Raw genomic sequence first — 19,813 nt, forward strand, 5'->3', positions numbered from 1 at the left:
CGTCCCGCGACGCGGCGGGCGCAGTGCGCGGGCGAAACGCATGCGCGACGTCAACGATGTGCAGAGGCCAATGCTCGACAAGCCGCAATGGACGTTGGGTGACGCAGCGGAAGGCCCCCTACTGGCGGCCATCGTGGAAACGTCCGGCAGTGTCATTCTGGGCCTGCATCCGGACCAGCGCATTTTTGCGTGGAACCGCGCCGCCGAAGATCTGTTTCAGACGCCGCGCGGTGATGCGCTGGGGCAGGACTACGTCGCCACGTTCATCGCACCCGAGCATCAGGTCGCCGTGGCCGCCGACATTCAGGCCGTCCTCGGCGGAAAGGACACGCTGAACTTCGAGAACGACACGATCTTGGCGGACGGGCAACGGCGCACGCTGCTCTGGAACGTCAGCCGCGTCTTGGACGCCGTCGGCACACCGATCGGCATCGTGGCCATCGGGCAAGACATCACGGCGCGCAAGGAAGCGGAGGAACGCTTCCGACTGGTGTTCGAGCACGCGCAGGACGGTCTGCTCATCTCCGATCATTCCGGCGTCGTCGACTGCAATCCGGCCGCGCTGCGTATGCTTGGCCTCGTTGATAAAGCGCAACTCGTGGGCCGCCGTCCAGCCGAGTTCTCGCCACCGATTCAACCCGACGGCACGCCCTCTGATACCAAGTCGCGGGATCTTGGGGCTGTCACCCTCCAACGCGGCGCGCACACCTTCGACTGGGTGCATCAGCAGCCCGATGGCACCGAGGTCCCGGTCGAGGTGAGTGTGCGACACACGCTGCTGAATGGACGGCGGGTCTCCGTCGTCGCCTGGCGTGACCAGACGCGCCGATTGGAGCTGGATCGCGAACGCGCGATCGTGCAGCAGCGACTCGATCTGGCGCAGAAGATGGAGGCCGTCGGGCAGCTCGCCGGCGGCGTCGCGCACGACTTCAACAATCTGCTGGCGGCGATACGCAATGCCGTGCAACTCGCGATGTATGAGCTGCCCGTGGACAGCGCCACGCGGGCCGATCTTGAAAGCGCCCTGCAGACGGCGGATCGTGCCGCCGGTCTGACGCGGCAACTGCTGGCGTTCAGCCGGCGGCAAACTCGTGCGACCGAGTGTATTGATCTCGCGGCGCTGGTTCGTGACACCCTCCCGCTGCTGCGCTCCTCGATCCCGCCCGCGGTGGACGTGCGGATCGATGCGGACGTGGCCAACGCACTCGTCGTGGGTGATCGCAGTCAGTTGGAGCAGGTACTGCTCAACCTCGTGCTGAACGCGCGGGATGCCATGCCGGACGGCGGACAATTGGATATCGTGGTCCGCGTCGACGAGGCACGAGCGATGTCGTTACTGACCGTGACCGATACGGGAGTTGGTATCGACGAGCTCACGCGGCTGCGGATCTTCGAGCCATTCTTCACCACCAAAGCGCTGGGGACCGGCAGCGGGCTCGGGCTCTCGGTCGTATACGGTGTCGTCACGCAGGCCGGCGGCACGGTGCGCGCGGACAGTGCGCTCGGTCAGGGTACGACAATGCACGTCGAGCTGCCGTTGTCGATGCTCGTTCCCCAAGTCTCCATCACGCCCGCGACGGATGACGGCGATCGTGCCGACGGCGTGCTGCTGGTTGATGACGATGAGGCGGTCCGCACGACGACCCGTCGGCTGCTGGCGCGTCACGGATGGCGCGTGCTCGAGGCAGGCGATGGAGAGGCAGCGCTCGCACAGTTCGTTGCCCATCGCGACCAGATCGCGATTGTGCTCACCGATCTGCGCATGCCCGTTATGGACGGCGTGCAGCTCGCGCTGCGCATCCGTCGCCTCGCGCCAGATTTCCCGGTGGTGTTCTTCTCGGGCTACGACGAGCTCGAAGAGCACTCGGTGGAAGGCATGGGCGACGTTCCCTTGATCGCCAAGCCGTTCGGCACCGACGATCTGCTCCGCGTCATGGCCGACACCTTGGCGGCCGCGCGCTAGCAGCGTCGCAAGCGCATGACCTGAATCTCCTGCTTCACCGGGCCTTCTTCGAACTTCGTGGTGACGGTGTCGAAGATCTCGAGTCCCACGTGCACGAGATTGTCGCGGAACATGGGCAGGGCCAAGCGACCGGGGTCGGCCACGATCGCCACGCCGTCGGGCGCCAGCGAGCGCGCCATGCACTCGCCCACGAGGATGGCGTACTCTTTCTCGTACAGCACGTCGGCGGCCATGACCACGTCGAAGACGGCAAGATCGGTGGGCCATTCGCGCCAGTTCACCATACGCACGGTGGGCTCGTGGCCCAGATTGCGCGCGGCATTGCCGCGGGTCACGTGGAGCGCGTCGTCGTAGTAGTCGGTTGCGGTCACGTCGAAGCCACCCAGCATGGCACCCACCGTCGCGAGCCCGAGTCCGCAGCCCATCTCCAGCAATCGTCGTCCCGCGCCGGCTTCGCGCGCGATCGTCGCGGCGAGCACACGAGCCGATGGCCACAAGTCTGCCCAGTACGGCAGCCGTTCGTCCATCACGTAGTCCGCTTCGCTGATCAAGTGATCGGCATTCTCCGGTTTCACGAGCGTGATCGCGCGGCCGCCGATATCCACTGTTTCCGTGGCGAGGGAGAAGCAGCGTCCCAACGCCTCGTCGAGCGCCTCGCCATGCAGGTCGGTCAGGATCGGACGAGTCATGAAGTCATCAGGGGAACATCGGGCAAGAGAATCGCGGTGAAGGTCGTGCCGACGTCGGCGCGGGATACGTCGGGCGGTATCATCAGCAGCGCGTTGGCGAGCGCCATGGTGCGCAGCAGGTTGGACCCCTGCGGGCCAGCCAGCCGTGCTTCGGGCATGCCGTCGGCGCCCGCCGTGAGGACCACGCGCAGGAAATGGGTGAGCGGCGCCGGAGTTTCAGCGCTGTCGAGAAACCGCACCGGGATCCGTAGCGGTCGATAACCAGCATGTCCACCCAGCAGGCGAATCAAAGGCCACGCGAACAGTGCGCCGGTCACCATCGTCGACACCGGATTACCGGGCAGGCCAAGCCACGGCACGTTGCGCACCATGCCGGTGCCGATCGGTCCGCCAGGACGGATGCGCGCGCGCCAGAATGTCTGTCGACCGCCGAGCGCAGCGAGCGCCTCGCGGGTGTAGTCGTGGGCGCCGACGGACACGCCGCCGGTCGTAATCAGCAAATCACAGCCGCCATCAAGGGCGCCAGCCAATGCATCGGTCAGCGCGTGAAGGGTATCGGGCACCAGCGGCACCGTTCGCACGTCGGCGCCCGCCGATCGCAGCAGCGCCGGCAGTGCGTAGCTGGATGACGACACGATGCGCTGTCCGGCCTCGACCTCCTCGAATCGATCGAGCAGCACCAGCTCGTCGCCGCTCGACACGATCGTCACCCGCGGTGTGCGATACACGGGAACCGTGTGCGCGCCGATGCTCGCCAGTACGCCCAGGTGAGACGCGCCAATCGTGGTGCCGCGCGCGAAGAGTTCGCTGCCGGCGGCGACATCTTCACCGCGGGGGCGCACGTTTGCACGCCCCTGCGCATCGCGATCATCGAACACGGAGACCCGTTCGATCCCTCCGTCGGTGTCTTCGATGCGAATCACGGCATCGGCGCCCGGTGGCATCGGCGCGCCGGTCATGATGCGCAGCGCCGTGCCCTGTTGCACCCATGGGAGCGCCGTCGCGTCGGCACCTGCCGCGCTGATCCCGAGGATGGGCATCACGCGTGGGGCCGCGCGCGTGGCTCCCATCACGTCGGCACGCTGGACCGCGTAGCCGTCCATGCCGGCATTGTCCCACGGCGGCAACGCCACGCGACTGCGGACCGACGCACTGAGCGCGCGCCCGAGAGACTGTACGAGCGCGAGCTGCTCCGTTTCGGTCGTGTGGCCGTCGGCCTGCCGCAGAATGGCGTCGAGCGCCTCGTCGAAGGGCAGTGGCGCGGTCGATGCCGGTGTCGGCGCGTCGTTCACCGTTCGACGCGCGGCGCGATGCCGCCCAGTGTACGGCCGGCCAGCGTCGTGACCAGCAGATCCTGCACGCGCTCCACCTCACGCGTCGGCACCGTGAAGTTGTTGCTCAACATCGAAAACATGATGAGCCGGCCATCGGCCGTCGTCACATACCCCGAGAGGGAGCGGGCCTTGTCCACGGTGCCGGTCTTGGCGCGCGCGTTGCCCGCCGCCGGTGTGCCTTTCATGCGATTGCCGATCGTGCCGTCCACGCCGGCAATGGGCAGCGCATCGCGATAGGTCGTGAACCACGGCGACCGGCGCATCGCATCGAGTACTTTCACGATTGCTCGCGGCGTCACGTAGTCGTGCCGCGACAGTCCGCTGCCATCGCGGTACGCCGCATCGGCCGAGGTGATGCCCCATCCCGCCAACGTCCGTACGCCCACGGCGCGCGCGCTGTCGGCGGAGCCATCGCCGCTGGCCCGTAACCCCGACGTACGGAACAGCAGTTCCGCGATCTGATTCTGCGACGGTTTCTGCATGCGACGTAGCACGGCGGACAACGGCGCCGACTGCAGCACGACCACCGTATCTGCCGCACGGCCGAGCGTATCCGCCCTGGCCAGAGCACGTCCGATTACCTGAACGCCAGCATCGCTTAGCGACTGCGTGAGTGCGGCCACATACGCATCGTTGGGATGTCGATACGACAGGGTAATCGATGCGCTATCACCCATCGCCAACGTGCCCGAGACCACCACGCGATCGCCGATACTGTCGTACACGGCCTCGAGGCGGGGCGGACGCGTACCACCAGTGGCCGACGCCACCGAATCGCGCGTGGTGGCTTGCACCAGCAGCCGTGGATACGCTCGAGTCGGCGCGCTCGTCACCATGACAGCACCACCCACCCGGGTGGACGCTCGCGCCTTCAGCACGAGCACGCCCTCGTTGAACATCAGTTCGTCCACCGCCGCGCTGTACGCCGCATCGAAGTCGTCGTACGCCCAGCCGAAACCCGTCGTCATTCCGGGGAACGCATCACCGACAGCGCGCACGCGGCCGGAGATGCGCGCGATACCGCGGGCTGCGAGCGCGTCGCGTATCGGCACGAACGCGTTCATGGCCGAGCCGCCGCTCAGAGAGTCGCTCACGCCGGGATCGCCGCTTCCCGACACCAGCACGTCGCCTTGCCACGTCGTACCTCGCTGGCGGCCGTGTAACAGCACCGGCGTGCGCCACCGATGGTCGGGCCCGAGCGTCTGCAACGCGATGGCACCGGTGAGCAGCTTTTCGTTCGACGCGGGCATGAATAACCTGTCGGCGTCGTTGCTCAGAATCGTGTCACCGCGCTCAGCATCCACGATCAACAGCCCCCAGCGTGCATTGCGCCACATCGGCGCCGCCAGCACCGAGTCGACGATGCCCTGCAGAATGCCCTGCGTGGTCGGCGCCGGAACCACGGCGGCCGGCATCATGATCGGTGCACTCGGCTCCGCCCGTGGACCGACCATCGAGGTCGTCGGGCCGCGCGCACATCCGGCGGCTAACGCGGCCCCGAACGTGAGCGACAGCACCGTGACGCCGAGTCTTGAAGGCACCATCATGCATCCACCTCATACGTGCTGCTGAGCGTGAGATCCTCGGCGAGATGCACGCGGATCACGACGGCGGTGGTGTGCGCGAGCGCTCCCTGCACGCGCTCACAAATGAAACGCGAGAGATTCTCGCCGGTGGGAATCAGTCGCCCGTCCCCGAACTCGGGTACGTCGAGATTGATATTCCGATGGTCGAACCGGTCACGTACTTCCCGCTGCAGTACGCGGTCGAGAAAACCGAGGTCCACCACGAAGCCCGTCTCTTCATCGACCGGGCCGGCCACGGTCACATCGCAGACGTAGGTGTGCCCGTGATAGTTCGGATGTGCGCACGCGCCGAACACCTCGGCGTTCTCCTGATCGCTCCAGTCGGGGCGACGATAGCGATGCGCCGCGGCGAACGTCACGCGGCGGGTGAGTGACGTGCGCGGCATGCGCGATCAGCGGAACAGCGGCAGCGTAACGCCCACCGTGACCGTACGCGATCCGCGCCACGCCGAGCGGTTGCGCGTATCGGTCAGTACTGACGTCGTGTCCGCCGCCTTCACGAAATAGCGGTCGGGATAGTCGTACTGCCACAAGAAGTTCGTGAGATCCACGCGAATCATCGGTCCCTTGCGCGGCAGGTAGCGAACGCCGAGGCCGTACGAAAAAGAAAACTTCGTACCGAACTGGTACGATCCCGTATCGGCCGACGAGAAATCACTCACGATGCCCGCGCCGCCATTCAGCGACGGAATCAGTCGGTGCCACGTCTTCTTGCCGGTCAGTGCCAGGTCCAAACCGCCATCCAGTTCGTGCGTGGTCACGCCCGGCGTACCGATCACGCGCGTGGCGCGCGGATTCGTGGGCAGCAGCAGCTTCCGTTCGGAGGGCGCCACCAGGTAGCGCACGTACAGTGACGCCGGCCCGCCGATCGCAATGTCGTAGCGCAGTGCCGCGGCAAGTGACGACTTGGGCGCGACATCGGCCGGGTCACGCTTCATTGCCATCCACCCACCCATGATCGACAGATTCTGCCCCAGCTTCACGTCTTCGAACGGACTGTTGGCGGGCAGGTGACCCACCTGCGCCGTGACGACGGTCGGCATCAAGGTTCCCAGCGCGACCACGCCGAATCGGGCGACGGACCGCCGAACACGGGCGATGGACGCGGAGGACGACAACGTGGACGGCAGCGGAGAGCGCAGAACGGTAGACAGAGCGGTAGACAGAGCGGGCATCACACGGTGGCTGAAGGCGAGCGATCGTGCAGGTCGCGCAGGTCGCGACCCGTGATTTCTGGAGGTAACGCGAGGCCGAGCAATGCAAGCGCGGTCGGCCCGACATCGCACAGGGCACCGCCGCGTCGCAGCGGCACCGATGCATCGGGGTCGAGTATCACGAGCGGTACCGGATTCGTGGTATGCGCGGTGTGCGGCTGACGCGTGATCGGATCGACCATGACATCGGCGTTGCCGTGGTCGGCGGTGATGATCAACCGCGCGCCGCCGCGCTCGGCGGCCTCGAGGATACGACCGAGGCACGAGTCAACGGCTTCCACCGCGCGGATCGCCGCTGGAATCGATCCGGTGTGGCCGACCATATCGGTGTTGGCAAAGTTGCACAGCATGAAGTCATGCGTGCGATCGGCCAGCGCATCGCAGAGAATGTCGCAGACGCCGGCGGCGCTCATTTCGGGTTGCAGATCGTACGTCGCAACCTTCGGGCTCGGCATCATGTGCCGCTCTTCGCCGGGGAAGGGTGCATCGCGCCCGCCGTTGAAGAAGAACGTGACGTGCGGATACTTCTCCGTCTCGGCGATGCGCAGCTGTGTCAGACCGGCGTCGGAAATCACCTCGCCCACGAGATGGCGCATCGATTGATGCGCGAAGGCGACCGGGAAGGGAAATGCGTCGTCGTAACTTGTCATCGTGGTGATGGACAGCGCCGGACGCACGCCGGTATCGAAGCCGGTGAAGCCGGGCATCGCTAGGGCACGAAGCGTCTGACGCATCCGATCGCTGCGATAGTTGAAGCAGATCAATGCGTCGCCGTCGCGCATCGGCGCGAGGGCCGCGCCATCGGGCCCGGACATCACGTACGGCAGCACGAACTCGTCCGTGGTGCCGGCGTCGTACGCGCGCTGCAGCGCCGCTAGTGCATCGACTTCCACGGGAGCCTCGCCGCGCACGGCGGCGCGATACCACAGGCCGGTGCGTTCCCAGCGATTGTCTCGATCCATGCCGTAGTAGCGTCCGGATACCGACGCCAATTCCGCGCGGCCACCCACGTTCGCGAGGATCTCACGCAAATAGCCCATGGCCGACTGCGGCGGAGTGTCGCGACCATCGAGCATGGCGTGCAGCACGACCCGCTTCACCCCGCGCTGTTGCGCCAGCTCCACCAGCGCCAGCAGGTGCGCGTCGTGCGCGTGGACGCCACCGTCACCCAGGAGACCCAAGAGGTGGAGCGTGCCGCCGGATGCGTTGACGCGATCGCACGCGAGTACCAGCGCATGGTTTTGGAAGAAGCTCGCGTTCTCGATGGCACTGTCGATCCGCACCAGATCCTGCATCACGACCCGTCCGGCACCCAAATTAAGATGTCCGACCTCACTGTTGCCCATCTGCCCCTCGGGAAGACCAACAGCTCGTCCAGACGCGGTCAACAGGGTGCGCGACTCGTGGGCCCAGATGCGATTCCAGTTGGGCGTGCTCGCCATCAGGATCGCATTCGATTCAGGGTCTTCCCGATAGCCCCACCCATCAAGAATGATGAGGGCAACGGCACGTGCGGGTCGCGCGGTCATCAGGTAATGGGGTAAGCTGGGAGGGTACCGGAGGCGCCATGGAAGCATGACACCGTCCGCGATCCGGTTTGGGATCGTTGGAGCAGGTCCAACTGTTGGAATCTACTGGACGCCGCGACCGCGACACCACCGCCCGCCGGCTGTTCTGTCCTCAATCGAGCTCTGATGCGCGTTCGTCGACGAAGCCTGTTGCTGGTCCTCCTGCTGCTCGCCATCGGCTTGTTCGATGGATTCCTGTTGTTGCGCCGGGCGCGCTATCGCGAGGAGTCCACGCGGCTGCGCGCCGGCATGTCCACGCTCGAGCGTACCCGCGCCGATGCCATTGTTTCCGCGCAGGCGGACCGGGCCGAGTTGATGTTGGAACTCATGCGCCGGCAGGCGGAAGGCGACGACGCCCTGCATCTCGCCGTCAGCACCGATTCCGCGTACCTCGCGCTCGACCGCGGAGCCGCCCGGCTGCGCGAGATCAAGGCCCTGATTGGACCGGAGCGTCGCGTCGGTCTGGCCCCCGACACCGTGCACGTGGTGATCCCGCGTGGCGTTCGGGCCGTCCAGCGCCTGCTCACCACCAGTGATCGGTACGAGCTCCCAGCGTGGGTCTGGATCGATCGAGGCCTGCCGGTCCCGGCGGTGCGCGCCGATAGCGGCTGGGTCGGTCGCGGGGCCATCGTGACCTCGGGGGGGACGCTTATTTACGCGCTTCCGGCGTCGGGGCCACTTGCCGACAGCACATATGTGATGCCCGGCAGCATTCGCGTACCTGCGGTCGACCTCGCCGCAATCCGCGAGAATCTTTCCCCTGGCATGCGGGTCTACTTCTTCTAATGACCACCACTTCGATCAATCCGCACGGCAGCACGCTCGCAGGGCGCCGCACCGGATGGCGCGGCGCGCCCCTCTGGCTCTTGCTGCTGGTCGCCGTGGCGGTCGGGCACGCGGCGTGGCTCGTTCGGCTGACGCTGCGCGACCGTTTTGAGCGCGACGTGGCCCGCATGGTATTCAACGACAACAGCGAGGCGCTGGAGCAGGCCGAACTGCAGGCCGGTCTCGCGACCGACAGTCTTCGGGCTGCGCTCGACGAAACGCCAGCACCGCCCCCGACCGACTCCGATTATCTGGTGGTCTCGATCGCCGATCGCCGCGTCTGGTACAAGCATCGCGACAGCGTGCTCTTCACGGCCCGGGTTGCGACCGGTTCCGGCAAGCAGTTGGTCATCAAGGGCAACAACAAGATCCTCCGATTCGAGACGCCCCGAGGGCGCCTCACCGTGCAGCGCCGGGATTCGGCCCCGGCTTGGATCCCGCCAGACTGGCACTATCAGGAGCAAGCCAACAAGCGCAGGCTCGGCATTGTACAGCTCGTTCGTGGGGTGCCCCTCCAGCTTCGCGATGGATCCCAGATCATCGTGCAGGGAAACGACGTGGTGCGTCGGGGCGCTGACGGCACCGCCCGCCCACTCACGGCGAGCGACGGCCGGGAGATCGTGGCGGACGGCAAGATTGTGATCCCGCCCTACGGCACCAACCAGCGGAAGTACGCCGATGTGCTCGGCACCCACCGCCTGTACCTCGGCGATGGCTACGCATTGCATGGCACCAACAACCCCGCATCGATTGGCCAGGCTGTGAGCCATGGATGTGTCAGATTGCGGAACGAAGACATAGCCGCGCTGTATGAACGTGTCGCGGTCGGCACTCCGGTCTACATCTACTGAACACCGGGTCGGCTATATTTCCTGACTGCCGCTCGATCGTCCTTGGATTGAGCGACAAACCCGATTCCGTGACCCAGAAAACTCTCCATACCCAGCAGGCAGCCCAGGAGAAGACATCCTCCCCGCGGCGCCGTCAGCAAGCGCGTTTCACCCGGCTCGCCATTATGCTAGCCGGTGCGTCCGCATGCGCCGGATTAGTGGCGTTTGCCCGTCCCGGATACGCCGAATCCGCAGCGGCGCGCGCCGCTGCCCGGTCTACCTCGCGATCGGTCGCGGCCACGCCGCGCATTCCGCTCCTCGACTCCCTGAAGGGTCGTAGTCGCAAGCTTCGGGCCCGTTTTCTTAGCCCGACCCGCGCGGCCGGTATTCCGCTGTTGCGCGAACTGTTCGGTGACTCCGCCGTGTCGCGAGCCGGCGTTTACGCCGCCAACGACACCGCTGGTTCGTTTCACTTCATCACGATGCGACCCTTCACCGACAAAGTGCAGGGACGTATCGGCAGCTATCGCATCGGCTTCTTTCCGAGCGAGAAGCGCTCTATCCGATCGGCGGCCTACAGCAATCCCGATGGCTTCCTCGAAGTCACGGCGCGCAATCAGGACACGCCGATCTCGGAGCATTTCCGGCTGCGCGATTTCCTCACGCACGACCAGGCCACCGTATGGCCGAAGTATCTCGTGCTCCGCGAGCCGCTCGTCGACAAGCTCGAGCTCGTGCTGACCGAACTGCGCAGCATGGGCATCCCGGCCAATCGGCTTCGCGTGATGTCGGGTTTCCGCACCCCGCAGTACAACGAACAGGGCGTTGGCGCCGGCGGACGCGTGCAGGACAGCCGGCATCAGTACGGCGATGCGGCCGATGTGTACGTCGTGAACGGTGAGCGTGACTGGATGAGCGATCTCAATCGCGATGGTCGCATCGACACCCGCGATGCCAAGATCCTCGCTCAGGCTGCCGAGAACGTGGAACGCGATCATCCCGAGTTCACCGGTGGTGTCGGCATCTACAAAGCCACCTCGGCGCACGGCCCGTTCGTCCACATCGACGTGCGTGGGACCCGCGCGCGTTGGGGGGCGCTGTGATTCGTCGTCGCGCGGCACTGGTGTTGAGCGGGATGGCCGCGATCACGGCGGCGATTCTGTATCAGCCGCCGGCGGAGCTGCTGGCCGGTTCATCGGCCGAGAGCGCCAAGCTCGCGGTACCGGTGGTCGAAGCCGGCCCCGAGTCGCGCGGCGTGAGCGGTGATGTGCAGATGCATTTTGTGCGTGCCGGAGAACGCGTCGCGTTTCCGGTACGCGTGCGTGGGAACGCGCAGGGCTTCACGTACCAGTGGATTGAGGTGCGCAGCAACAGCTCCGCCGACGTCGCGCGTCCGCTGCGTGGTGACACATTGCTTGCCCCGCTCACGCCGGGATTCTACGAACTCGCCGTCACGCGAGCCGGCGTCGTGCAACGCATCACCGAGCCGCGACTGGCAGTGTTGGTTCCGTTCGAGCTCAAGCTCGGGAGCACGCTGAACGGCTACCAGATCGGCCGCTATCCCGCCGAATGGGCGCATGACGAGCAGGCGGAGCGTCCGGCCGGATTTGCCGAGGTGCGTGAAGCGGATCTCGATCTGCAGCTTACCCGCCACATCAAAGTGCGCGATTTCGTCACGCATGATCGGCAAACGGTGTGGCCTCGCTATGTGGCCGTCGACCCGCGCGTACTCGACAAGATCGAACTGGTCATGCGCGAGCTGGCCCGCCGTCGTGGTGAGGAGCGCATGGATTTCGATGTCGAGGTGCATAGCGGCTTCCGCACCCCGATTCACAACTCTGGCGTCGAAGGATCCGCGCGCGACTCGCGGCACTTGTATGGTGATGCGGCCGACGTCGCGATAGACGCCGACGGAGACGGTAAGCTCACCATTTTCGACGCCTATCGGGTCGAGCAGGCCGTGGATTGGGTGGAACGGCTGCACCCCGAGCTCGCCGGCGGACTGGGCGTGTACAGCAGCCGACGCTTCTCCACGCCATATTGCCATATTGATGCGCGCGGCGAACGGAAACGCTGGCGCGGCTGAGCCGTAGGGCAGGGCAGCCATCCTGTCCCGCCCGAATGAGCGTCCGAGAGACGCCGGAGGTTCGATGAACCCGTACGTCCGCGACCGAATCAATCGCAAACTCGACACGCTCGCCGACGAGCGACTGTATCAGATTCTTGATTACGTCGAGTTCCTGGAGTCGAAGTACGCCGAGAAGTCGGCCCCGGTAGCGAACGTCTTCACGCGGTTCGCCGAGGGCGTGGAGGACAAACTGCGCGCCGGCGGCGTCGCCGTGAGCACCGTGTCTGAAACGATGGGCTTCCTGAACAAGGCGATGGGCGTTCTGAACGGCGTCGCCCAGACCACCATGACGGTGGCGGGTGACGTGGTGAGCGCGGCCAAGACAGCCGCCGATCAGGTGGGTGCTCCGCCGCCAGCGACGACCACGCCGCCGCAGCCGGGCACGCAACCTGCACCTCCGGGAGTGCCACCGACCCCGCCCAGTGCTGCCGCATAGCGCAACAGCGCGTAGCGCGGCCTTGAACCTGTTGGACCGAGAGAACGCATGACCACGGATCGTCTTGAAGATTTGCCGCCGGAGCCGGCGCGTGAGCGCCATTTCGACAAGTTGGCCCGGGAGCGCGAGGCCGACCGTCGGGCCGGACGTCCAGAGCGAGGCCTGTTCACAGGCCGCGGTCGTAAGGAATCGGCGCCTCCCGACGACGATGCGCCGCGTCGGGCGCGCCGTCGCCGTCCGAGCGAGGACGACGACGAGTCAGCGCGGCCGCAGACGGGCATGAAACGCTCGGTGTTGCGGGCCATCCAACAGATTCCCGCCTATCTTCGCTTGCTGCTCGGGTTGGTGGGCGACAGCCGCGTGTCGAAGTTCGACCGTTTTCTCGTGCTGGCCGCCGGCGCCTATATGGTGTCGCCGATCGATTTCATTCCAGACTTCATCCCGTTCCTTGGTGAGATCGACGATCTGTTCCTGCTCATGACCGCGCTGCAGCGGCTGGTCGCCAATGCGGGGCGCACCGTGTTGCTCGATCACTGGCGCGGGGACCCGGAAGAACTCGAGGATGTGAATCTCGCACGGCTCGTGAGTGCGGCCGGATTCTTCCTGCCCGTGCGGCTCCGTCGTCGTCTCCGCAAAATGGCCGGGCGCTGACCGCTGGACAGCGCTGCGGAGGCCGTCTACTCTTCAAGATGGCACCCTCGACGACAGACTACCAATCGCAGCAGCATCAGCCCGCCGCCGACTCCACGTCGGCGAGCGGGCTTTCGCGTTCCCCGTCCAGCATCGCCAACAATGGTGCACGGTCGCCCTCACGTGTGCGCGACGATCTCGCGCTGACCTTCGATGATGTGCTCCTCGCCCCGCGTCATTCGCTGACGCATCCGCGGGAAGTCAGCCTCGTCTCGCGCTTCACCCGTGGTATCACGCTGAACGTCCCCCTCGCATCGGCCGCGATGGATACGGTCACGGAAAGCGAGATGGCGATCGCGATGGCGCGCTTTGGCGCCATCGGGGTGCTGCACAAGAACATGTCAATCGACCGGCAGGCGGCCGAGGTCGACCGCGTCAAGCGCAGCGAGAGCGGCATGATCCTGAATCCGATTACGCTGTCGCCGACCGCGTCGCTCCGGGAAGCAGTGGCGTTGATGATGCGCTTCAAGATTTCGGGCGTGCCGATTGTCGACGCCAGTGGATTGCTGGTCGGCATCCTCACCAACCGCGATCTGCAGTTCGAGCGCGATCTCGACCGCCCGCTCCGCGACGTGATGACCTCGGAAGATCTGGTGATCGCCCCGGTCGGCACGACGCTCGATGAGGCTGAGCGAATCCTGGGGAAGCACCGTATCGAGAAGTTGCCGGTGGTCGACGAGCACGGCGTGCTCAAGGGCCTCATCACCGTGAAAGACATTCACAAGCGTCGTCAGTATCCTGACGCCAACAAGGACATTCACGGCCGCCTTCGCGTGGCGGCCGCGCTCGGTGCGGGTGGGGACTATCTCGATCGGGCCCGGGCGCTCATCCAGGCCGGCGTCGATGTGCTGATCATCGATACGGCTCATGGCCACAGCGAAGGGGTGCTGCAGGCCACCGCAAAGGTGCGTGAGGCCTTCCCCGAGGTGCAGCTGGTGGCCGGCAATGTCGCCACGCGAGCGGGTGCGGCGGCGCTGGTGGAGCGCGGGGTCGATGCCGTGAAGGTGGGCGTCGGGCCGGGCTCGATCTGTACGACGCGCGTGGTGACCGGTGTTGGCGTGCCGCAGCTGACTGCGGTCATGGACGCGGTTGAGGGCGCCGGCGACATCCCCGTGATCGCCGATGGCGGCGTCAAATATTCCGGCGACATCGTCAAGGCGCTGGCCGCCGGAGCCTCCAGTGTCATGATGGGCTCCATGCTGGCTGGCACCGAGGAGAGCCCGGGCGAGTCGTTCCTGCTGGAGGGACGCCGCTTCAAGATGATCCGCGGCATGGGCTCGCTGTCGGCCATGCAGGACGGATCAGCCGACCGCTATTTCCAGGACGGCGAGATGTCCCCCAAGAAGCTCGTGCCGGAAGGCATCGAGGGACGCGTCCCGTACAAGGGCGCGGTGGGCGACGTGATCTTCCAGATGATCGGCGGCCTCCGGAGCGGCATGGGCTACGTGGGCTGTGGCACGATCGAGCAGCTGCGCACGGAAGCGGAATTCGTGCGCATCACGACCGCCGGCTTGCGGGAATCGCACCCGCACGACGTTACCATTACCCGCGAAGCGCCGAACTACTCGCTTTGATTTCTGCGTCTGGTCCCTCGGGCCGGCGCCTGACGCGCGCGGAGAAATCGCCTCAGGCCGCAAACGTCATGTAACACGTTTGCGGTCCAGCGCGTATCGTTCCGTCCGAGGATCCATCCCCGGGTGTCGGCAGCGCCGACGCCCGTGTCCTACCCCACCCTGTCCCCACAACCCCCGACCGATGGGAATCTGGTCCAAGAAGTCGATCACGGCGCTCCGCGCCGAGGCCGCAAGTTCCGAGGGCGGCCTGAAGCGAACGCTCGGCGCGCTCAACCTGACCATGCTGGGCATCGGCGCCATCATCGGCGCCGGCATCTTCGTGCTCACGGGCACTGCAGCGGCCAACTTCGCCGGACCCGGCGTGTCGCTGTCCTTCGTGCTGGCTGGTCTCGCGTGTCTGTTCGCGGGCCTCTGCTATGCAGAGTTCGCGTCGATGATTCCGATCGCCGGCTCGGCCTATACGTACAGCTACGCGACGATGGGTGAAGGCGTGGCGTGGTTTATCGGTTGGAATCTGGTGCTCGAGTATCTGTTCGCCGCAGCGACCGTCGCGGTGGGCTGGTCGGGGTACTTCAGCGCGATGCTCGACACGGTGGGTATTCATGTCCCTGCCGCGTTCGCGTCGGCGCCGCTGACGGTAGAGAACGGGCATCAAGTGGTCCGCGCCTTTACGTGCGTGAACACCAACACCGGCGGTGTGCTCGCCGATGCCGCAACCAAGATTGCCTTCGCCACGCGCGAAGCGTGCACGGCGGCCGGCGGTAATGCGGTGGATGGCCTGATCAATCTTCCGGCGATCCTGCTCATCCTGGCGTTGACGATGCTGCTGGTGCGTGGTGTTCAGGAATCGGCCACATTCAACAACATCATCGTCGCCATCAAGATGGTGATCGTGTTGTTGGTGATCGGGTTCGGCTTCATGTACGTGAACACCGACAACTGGCACCCGTTCATCCCCGAGATGGTCACCAACTCCGATGGCAGTACGAAGTACGGCATGTCGGGCGTGCTGCGTGCGGCGCCGGTGGTGTTCTTCTCGTACATCGGCTTCGATGCCGTGTCCACGGCCGCGCAGGAAGCCAAGAATCCGCAGCGTGACTTGCCGATCGGCATGATTGCCTCGCTGCTGATCTGCACGGTGCTGTACATCCTGATGTCGTTGGTGATGACCGGACTCGCGCCCTTCCAGTCGCTTGGCGTGGCTCACCCGGTGTCGGCCGCCCTCGAGGCGGTCCCGCAGCTCAAGTGGCTCGAGAATCTGGTAAACATCGGCGCCGTGGCCGGCTTGTCGTCGGTCGTGCTGGTGATGCTCATGGGCCAGCCGCGCATTTTCTACACGATGTCGCGTGACGGTCTGCTGCCGAAGATTTTCGCGAAGGTGCATCCGAAGTATCAGACGCCAGCGGCTTCTACCTGGATCGTCGGTCTTATCGCGATCGTCATTGCCGGCTTCTTTCCGCTCGGCCTGCTCGGTGAGCTGGTGTCGGGTGGAACGTTGGCGGCTTTTGCCACCGTCTGCATCGGCGTGCTTGTGCTCCGCAAGCGGTCGCCGGAACTCGAGCGTCCGTTCCGTACGCCTTGGGTGCCGCTCGTTCCCATCATGGGCGCCGGTGCCACGCTGTACATGATGTACCAGCTGCCCAAGCTCACCTGGACGCTGCTCGGTGTCTGGACCGCGATCGGTATGACGGTCTACTTCGTGTACGGTATGGGCAATTCGAAGATCGGTAAGCAGGACAAGGCCAGCGGCGCCAAATGAGTGATGGCGTGCTGACGGCGTCGACGACACGCCGTGACGCCATCGAGACGTGGTTTGCGACGCTGCGCCCGGGTATGACGGTGGCGCTGTCGACGCACATCAATTCGGATGGCGACGGGTGCGGTTCGGAGACGGCGTTGGCACGCCTGCTGGCGCAACGGGGGATACATGCACGTATCGTGAATCCCACGCCGTGGCCGGCGATGTTCAATTTTCTCCTCGGCGATGATATCGAGGAGGCGAGCGCGCGCGGGGCCGCCGCGCTTGACGGGATCGATGCGTTGATCGTGCTCGACATCAACGACATTCGCCGACTCGGGCAGTTGGCCGACACGGTGCGTGCGCTGACGGTGCCGATTTCGGTGGTCGATCACCACGTGGCCGGCGATGAGCCCGTGGGGCACATCGCCGTGGCCGACACCGCCGCCTGTGCCACGGGCGAGTTGGTGTTCGATATCGCGATGACGCTCGGGCTCGAGGTCACCCCCGCGGTAGCGCAGTCGCTATACGCGGCGATCCTCACCGACACCGGCAGCTTCCGCTTCAGCAACACCTCGCCGCGCGCGCATTCCATCGCGGCGGCGTTGTTGGCCGCGGGCGTGAACCCGGAGGAGATGTACCGGCGCATTTACGCGCAGGTGAGCGTGGGACGCCTGCAGTTACTGCGCGAGGCGCTCTCCACCTTGCATGCCGACCCTGAGATAGGCCTGTCGTACATCTCGGTGGCCGCCGGCGCGATGGAGCGCTTCGACATCACGAGCGAGGAACTCGATGGTATCGTGGAACACCCACGCTCGATTTCCGGCACGCGCATGGCGATGTTCTTCCGCGATCTTGGCCACGGCAAGGTGAAGGTGTCGTTCCGCAGCACCGGCTCCGTCGACGTGCAGCAGTTCGCGCGTCGCTACGGCGGCGGAGGCCACGCCAAGGCATCAGGCGCCTTGCTGACGGGGAATCTCGCCGAGGTGCAGGAGCAGGTGGTGGCCGATGCGCGCGCGTATCTGACGGGCGGGGATTTGGCGGCAGGGTAGGGTAGGTGAATGGGTGCGGTCGCCGTGTACTATTTCCTCTGCTTCTGTTTGGCGATGTCGCGAGGGGAAAGCGGCGTGGTGGAGAGCGCTACGACCAGTGAAGTCTCCGTGCCGATAGACGCGGCGAAGAGTCGACCGTCCGGAGCAATGGCGAGTGCGGTGGGAGTGAATGGAAGTCGACGGGAATAGAGATATGCGCCGTCGCTGGCGCGGTAATAGTCGAGGAGCTGGTGCGGATACGTCTTGGTGGCTCCCGCCTCGATAATGACGGTGTCGCCGCGCTGCATCGCACCGCGCGCAATGGGACTCACTTCCGTCGTCATCGTGGTCTGCGTCGTGACGTGCGTTGCCGTGCGCTCGAGTCGACGCTGTTTTGTGACCACCACAGCTTCGTCGCCCGCTTCGATGTACGAGAAGCGTTTCGCGGCGCCGCTCGACGAAATGCTGTACCACGAACCGCCAAAGAACGGCGCGACCGCCATCGACTCTCCTGCGCACCCGTCGGCGATGTACGCGGAGTTGGCGAATGACGGTGCCTTCTGCAGGGCGGTGACGACCGGCAGCGAGGTGCGCGAAAGGGTCCTGCCGCTACTATCGATCATCGCGATTGCTCGTGTGGCGCCGAGGTACTTCACGCGGATGAGCCCACGCGGTAGGAGACATATCGTCTCCACCACCGGGCCATCCGGCACGCGAGTCGTCCAGAGAAATCGTCCGGAATCCGAGTAGACGGTGAGCCGACTCGTGGCCGCATCGAGCACACCCACATGCCGTGCGGACGCCACAATCTGCATCGGTCGCTTGAACTCTCCCGGACCTTCGCCGGTCGCATTGAGCACGAATCGTTTTGCCCCAGTCGTCAGATCGAACGCGTGGATTTCTCGCGTGCCTGCGTCGAGCACGACAACCACGTGCTCGGTGACAGCGAGGGAGCGTGGTTCGACCAGAAGATCCGGATCCTTGGTGCCGCCGCGCACCCACTCGCGGATATAGAAGGAATCCGCGCGGAATCGACGAATCGTGGGTGATTGCTGCGCATGAACGGCGGTGCTGCTGTCGGGGGCGCTGACAACCAGGGCCAAGATGATCCCGGCAAACGCGCGATGCGATAGGCGAGGCGTCAGAGGCATTCAGAGTTCCTCGATCCAGGTGAGTCCTTCGATGATCTTCCGCAGCCCGGCCACTTCGCGTGATGAACGTGGACTCTGCGTCGTGAAGCGCACGCGCCCTTCCTGGTCGAGGACGAGCAGCGCGGGCGTCGTGGTGTGACCCAACGACGCGAACTGTTGCACGACGGGAGTCGGTGCAGGGCGTAGCGGGATGGCGGCTGTCCAGGCCGGCAGTTCGGCCCGGATGTTCGTCGAGTCAGAGACCGGTCCGACATACCAGATTACGGCAAGCTGGATGTGCCGCTTCGTTGATCCGCGGTGAAGCACATGCAGCATGCGCAGATTGCCGGAGCAATCGCTGAGTTGCAGGAGGACGGCGGCCGGCACGGCGGCTGTCACCCGCCCACTCGGCGGAGCGATCGGCGCCGCCTCGTGAGTAAAGTGACGCATGGCGTCGGGAAGCGTGCGCTGCGGCATCGCTCGCGCGACGTCGTATCCGACGCCGGCGAGCGAGACCACAAGCCCCGCGACCACCCAGTGCCAAAGGGTCGGGGCGCGATGCATCAGTCTTCGCAGAGCTCGATGTTCGCCTCGAACCCGTCATCCGACGATCCGCTGGTCGTCGCGGCGCTGCACGTCTTGAACGGGCCAGTCGTCGTCGTACCGGTCGAGATGGAAGTCCGGTCCTTATAAAGGGTCTTGTAGCCTGCGACGCATTTCGTCTGCGTGAACGTGAACCCTCCGCTCTGCATGAACACGTTGAGGTTGAACTGGATGGAGGTCTCGCACGTCGTAATCGGCTGCGTGCCGCACGCCGTGAGCGTGCCCATCGAACACGCCGTCGACGTCACCGTCGACGACTGCGCCATCGCGCGCGACACATCGACGGTGGCCACCGTGAACAGCAACGCGAACACGCCGAAGGCGGCGCGGGGAATGGTCATCATCATGACAAACCTCGGGATCTATCCGTGAAGTGGCGCGCCGCGGAGTGCGTCGCACCGGTCATCGCGGCCCGGATCCGCGCGACGGAGCCACCATAGCACCCCCGCGTCAGCGCGCTGTCACCGGATTGCT

At 65.5% G+C, this 19,813-nt stretch carries 19 protein-coding genes; 10 read left to right on the plus strand and 9 right to left on the minus strand.

What is annotated here, in order from left to right; all coding sequences use genetic code 11:
* The first annotated feature begins 40 nt into the window (after positions 1-40).
* Positions 41-1,963, plus strand: a complete 1,923-nt coding sequence (locus HKW67_RS02150) for a hybrid sensor histidine kinase/response regulator (protein WP_171223832.1) — start codon at positions 41-43, stop codon at positions 1,961-1,963.
* Here the strand turns inward: HKW67_RS02150 and HKW67_RS02155 are convergent.
* From HKW67_RS02155 to gpmI, 6 genes are all read right to left on the minus strand, one after another.
* Positions 1,960-2,652 carry a class I SAM-dependent methyltransferase gene (locus tag HKW67_RS02155; protein ID WP_171223833.1) on the minus strand — a complete coding sequence of 231 codons (693 nt, stop codon included), beginning with the start codon at positions 2,650-2,652 and terminating at the stop codon, positions 1,960-1,962. The genes HKW67_RS02150 and HKW67_RS02155 overlap by 4 nt on opposite strands.
* A complete protein-coding gene (locus HKW67_RS02160; protein ID WP_171223834.1) occupies positions 2,649-3,944 on the minus strand; it encodes a molybdopterin molybdotransferase MoeA in 1,296 nt (431 codons plus the stop codon). The genes HKW67_RS02155 and HKW67_RS02160 overlap by 4 nt, the downstream gene beginning before the upstream one ends.
* Positions 3,941-5,533, minus strand: a complete 1,593-nt coding sequence (gene dacB, locus HKW67_RS02165) for a D-alanyl-D-alanine carboxypeptidase/D-alanyl-D-alanine endopeptidase (protein WP_171223835.1) — start codon at positions 5,531-5,533, stop codon at positions 3,941-3,943. Before dacB ends, HKW67_RS02160 begins: the two co-directional genes overlap by 4 nt.
* Complete coding sequence (locus HKW67_RS02170) at positions 5,530-5,958, minus strand: 6-pyruvoyl trahydropterin synthase family protein (RefSeq protein ID WP_171223836.1); 429 nt, start codon at positions 5,956-5,958, stop codon at positions 5,530-5,532. The genes dacB and HKW67_RS02170 overlap by 4 nt, the downstream gene beginning before the upstream one ends.
* A gap of 6 nt (positions 5,959-5,964) precedes the next feature.
* Positions 5,965-6,615, minus strand: coding sequence for a hypothetical protein (locus HKW67_RS02175; RefSeq protein WP_171223837.1), 651 nt, complete (start codon positions 6,613-6,615; stop codon positions 5,965-5,967).
* 131 nt (positions 6,616-6,746) lie between these two features.
* Positions 6,747-8,315 (minus strand): 2,3-bisphosphoglycerate-independent phosphoglycerate mutase, encoded by a 1,569-nt coding sequence (gene gpmI / locus HKW67_RS02180; RefSeq protein ID WP_171223838.1) that lies wholly within the window; start codon positions 8,313-8,315, stop codon positions 6,747-6,749.
* 165 nt (positions 8,316-8,480) lie between these two features.
* Between gpmI and HKW67_RS02185 the strand changes: the two genes are divergently transcribed.
* The 9 genes from HKW67_RS02185 (at position 8,481) to HKW67_RS02225 (ending at position 17,627) form a co-directional block, all read left to right on the plus strand.
* Positions 8,481-9,140: a hypothetical protein gene (locus tag HKW67_RS02185; protein ID WP_171223839.1), complete on the plus strand. Its 660-nt coding sequence runs from the start codon at positions 8,481-8,483 to the stop codon at positions 9,138-9,140.
* On the plus strand, positions 9,140-10,030 hold the full coding sequence (locus tag HKW67_RS02190; RefSeq protein WP_171223840.1) for a L,D-transpeptidase: 891 nt from the start codon (positions 9,140-9,142) through the stop codon (positions 10,028-10,030). Before HKW67_RS02185 ends, HKW67_RS02190 begins: the two co-directional genes overlap by 1 nt.
* Before the next feature lie 197 nt (positions 10,031-10,227).
* A complete protein-coding gene (locus tag HKW67_RS02195; RefSeq protein WP_171223841.1) occupies positions 10,228-11,112 on the plus strand; it encodes a D-Ala-D-Ala carboxypeptidase family metallohydrolase in 885 nt (294 codons plus the stop codon).
* The gene (locus HKW67_RS02200) at positions 11,109-12,095 is read left to right on the plus strand and encodes a D-Ala-D-Ala carboxypeptidase family metallohydrolase (protein ID WP_171223842.1); all 987 of its coding nucleotides are present in this window, start codon (positions 11,109-11,111) and stop codon (positions 12,093-12,095) included. The genes HKW67_RS02195 and HKW67_RS02200 overlap by 4 nt, the downstream gene beginning before the upstream one ends.
* A gap of 64 nt (positions 12,096-12,159) precedes the next feature.
* Entirely contained in the window at positions 12,160-12,573 is a 414-nt protein-coding gene (locus HKW67_RS02205; RefSeq protein WP_171223843.1) for a hypothetical protein, read from the plus strand.
* 48 nt (positions 12,574-12,621) lie between these two features.
* The gene (locus tag HKW67_RS02210) at positions 12,622-13,224 is read left to right on the plus strand and encodes a YkvA family protein (RefSeq protein ID WP_171223844.1); all 603 of its coding nucleotides are present in this window, start codon (positions 12,622-12,624) and stop codon (positions 13,222-13,224) included.
* Between the two features lie 38 nt (positions 13,225-13,262).
* Positions 13,263-14,837, plus strand: coding sequence for an IMP dehydrogenase (guaB, locus tag HKW67_RS02215; RefSeq protein WP_230981103.1), 1,575 nt, complete (start codon positions 13,263-13,265; stop codon positions 14,835-14,837).
* A gap of 181 nt (positions 14,838-15,018) precedes the next feature.
* Positions 15,019-16,596: an amino acid permease gene (locus tag HKW67_RS02220; RefSeq protein WP_171223845.1), complete on the plus strand. Its 1,578-nt coding sequence runs from the start codon at positions 15,019-15,021 to the stop codon at positions 16,594-16,596.
* Positions 16,593-17,627 (plus strand): DHH family phosphoesterase, encoded by a 1,035-nt coding sequence (locus tag HKW67_RS02225; RefSeq protein WP_171223846.1) that lies wholly within the window; start codon positions 16,593-16,595, stop codon positions 17,625-17,627. The genes HKW67_RS02220 and HKW67_RS02225 overlap by 4 nt, the downstream gene beginning before the upstream one ends.
* Positions 17,628-17,656: 29 nt before the next feature.
* Here the strand turns inward: HKW67_RS02225 and HKW67_RS02230 are convergent, their stop codons facing one another.
* The 3 genes from HKW67_RS02230 to HKW67_RS02240 are packed head-to-tail and all read right to left on the minus strand — an operon-like array spanning position 17,657 to position 19,686.
* Complete coding sequence (locus HKW67_RS02230; protein ID WP_171223847.1) at positions 17,657-18,757, minus strand: 6-bladed beta-propeller; 1,101 nt, start codon at positions 18,755-18,757, stop codon at positions 17,657-17,659.
* Complete coding sequence (locus HKW67_RS02235) at positions 18,758-19,300, minus strand: hypothetical protein (RefSeq protein ID WP_171223848.1); 543 nt, start codon at positions 19,298-19,300, stop codon at positions 18,758-18,760. It lies immediately after the preceding gene.
* On the minus strand, positions 19,300-19,686 hold the full coding sequence (locus tag HKW67_RS02240) for a hypothetical protein (protein WP_171223849.1): 387 nt from the start codon (positions 19,684-19,686) through the stop codon (positions 19,300-19,302). Before HKW67_RS02240 ends, HKW67_RS02235 begins: the two co-directional genes overlap by 1 nt.
* Positions 19,687-19,813: the final 127 nt, after the last annotated feature.

The organism is Gemmatimonas groenlandica (assembly GCF_013004105.1).
GTDB lineage: Bacteria > Gemmatimonadota > Gemmatimonadetes > Gemmatimonadales > Gemmatimonadaceae > Gemmatimonas > Gemmatimonas groenlandica.

Excerpts from the sequence above, each read along its gene's own strand:
- HKW67_RS02235 (WP_171223848.1), bottom strand. The coding sequence starts at position 19,300 with ATGCATCGCGCCCCGACCCTTTGGCACTGGGTGGTCGCGGGGCTTGTG.
- dacB (WP_171223835.1), bottom strand. The coding sequence starts at position 5,533 with ATGATGGTGCCTTCAAGACTCGGCGTCACGGTGCTGTCGCTCACGTTC.
- HKW67_RS02175 (WP_171223837.1), bottom strand. The coding sequence starts at position 6,615 with ATGCCGACCGTCGTCACGGCGCAGGTGGGTCACCTGCCCGCCAACAGT.
- HKW67_RS02150 (WP_171223832.1), top strand. The coding sequence starts at position 41 with ATGCGCGACGTCAACGATGTGCAGAGGCCAATGCTCGACAAGCCGCAA.
- HKW67_RS02155 (WP_171223833.1), bottom strand. The coding sequence starts at position 2,652 with ATGACTCGTCCGATCCTGACCGACCTGCATGGCGAGGCGCTCGACGAG.
- HKW67_RS02205 (WP_171223843.1), top strand. The coding sequence starts at position 12,160 with ATGAACCCGTACGTCCGCGACCGAATCAATCGCAAACTCGACACGCTC.
- gpmI (WP_171223838.1), bottom strand. The coding sequence starts at position 8,315 with ATGACCGCGCGACCCGCACGTGCCGTTGCCCTCATCATTCTTGATGGG.
- HKW67_RS02185 (WP_171223839.1), top strand. The coding sequence starts at position 8,481 with ATGCGCGTTCGTCGACGAAGCCTGTTGCTGGTCCTCCTGCTGCTCGCC.
- HKW67_RS02220 (WP_171223845.1), top strand. The coding sequence starts at position 15,019 with ATGGGAATCTGGTCCAAGAAGTCGATCACGGCGCTCCGCGCCGAGGCC.
- HKW67_RS02230 (WP_171223847.1), bottom strand. The coding sequence starts at position 18,757 with ATGCCTCTGACGCCTCGCCTATCGCATCGCGCGTTTGCCGGGATCATC.
- HKW67_RS02225 (WP_171223846.1), top strand. The coding sequence starts at position 16,593 with ATGAGTGATGGCGTGCTGACGGCGTCGACGACACGCCGTGACGCCATC.
- HKW67_RS02210 (WP_171223844.1), top strand. The coding sequence starts at position 12,622 with ATGACCACGGATCGTCTTGAAGATTTGCCGCCGGAGCCGGCGCGTGAG.
- HKW67_RS02190 (WP_171223840.1), top strand. The coding sequence starts at position 9,140 with ATGACCACCACTTCGATCAATCCGCACGGCAGCACGCTCGCAGGGCGC.
- HKW67_RS02170 (WP_171223836.1), bottom strand. The coding sequence starts at position 5,958 with ATGCCGCGCACGTCACTCACCCGCCGCGTGACGTTCGCCGCGGCGCAT.
- guaB (WP_230981103.1), top strand. The coding sequence starts at position 13,263 with ATGGCACCCTCGACGACAGACTACCAATCGCAGCAGCATCAGCCCGCC.
- HKW67_RS02240 (WP_171223849.1), bottom strand. The coding sequence starts at position 19,686 with ATGATGATGACCATTCCCCGCGCCGCCTTCGGCGTGTTCGCGTTGCTG.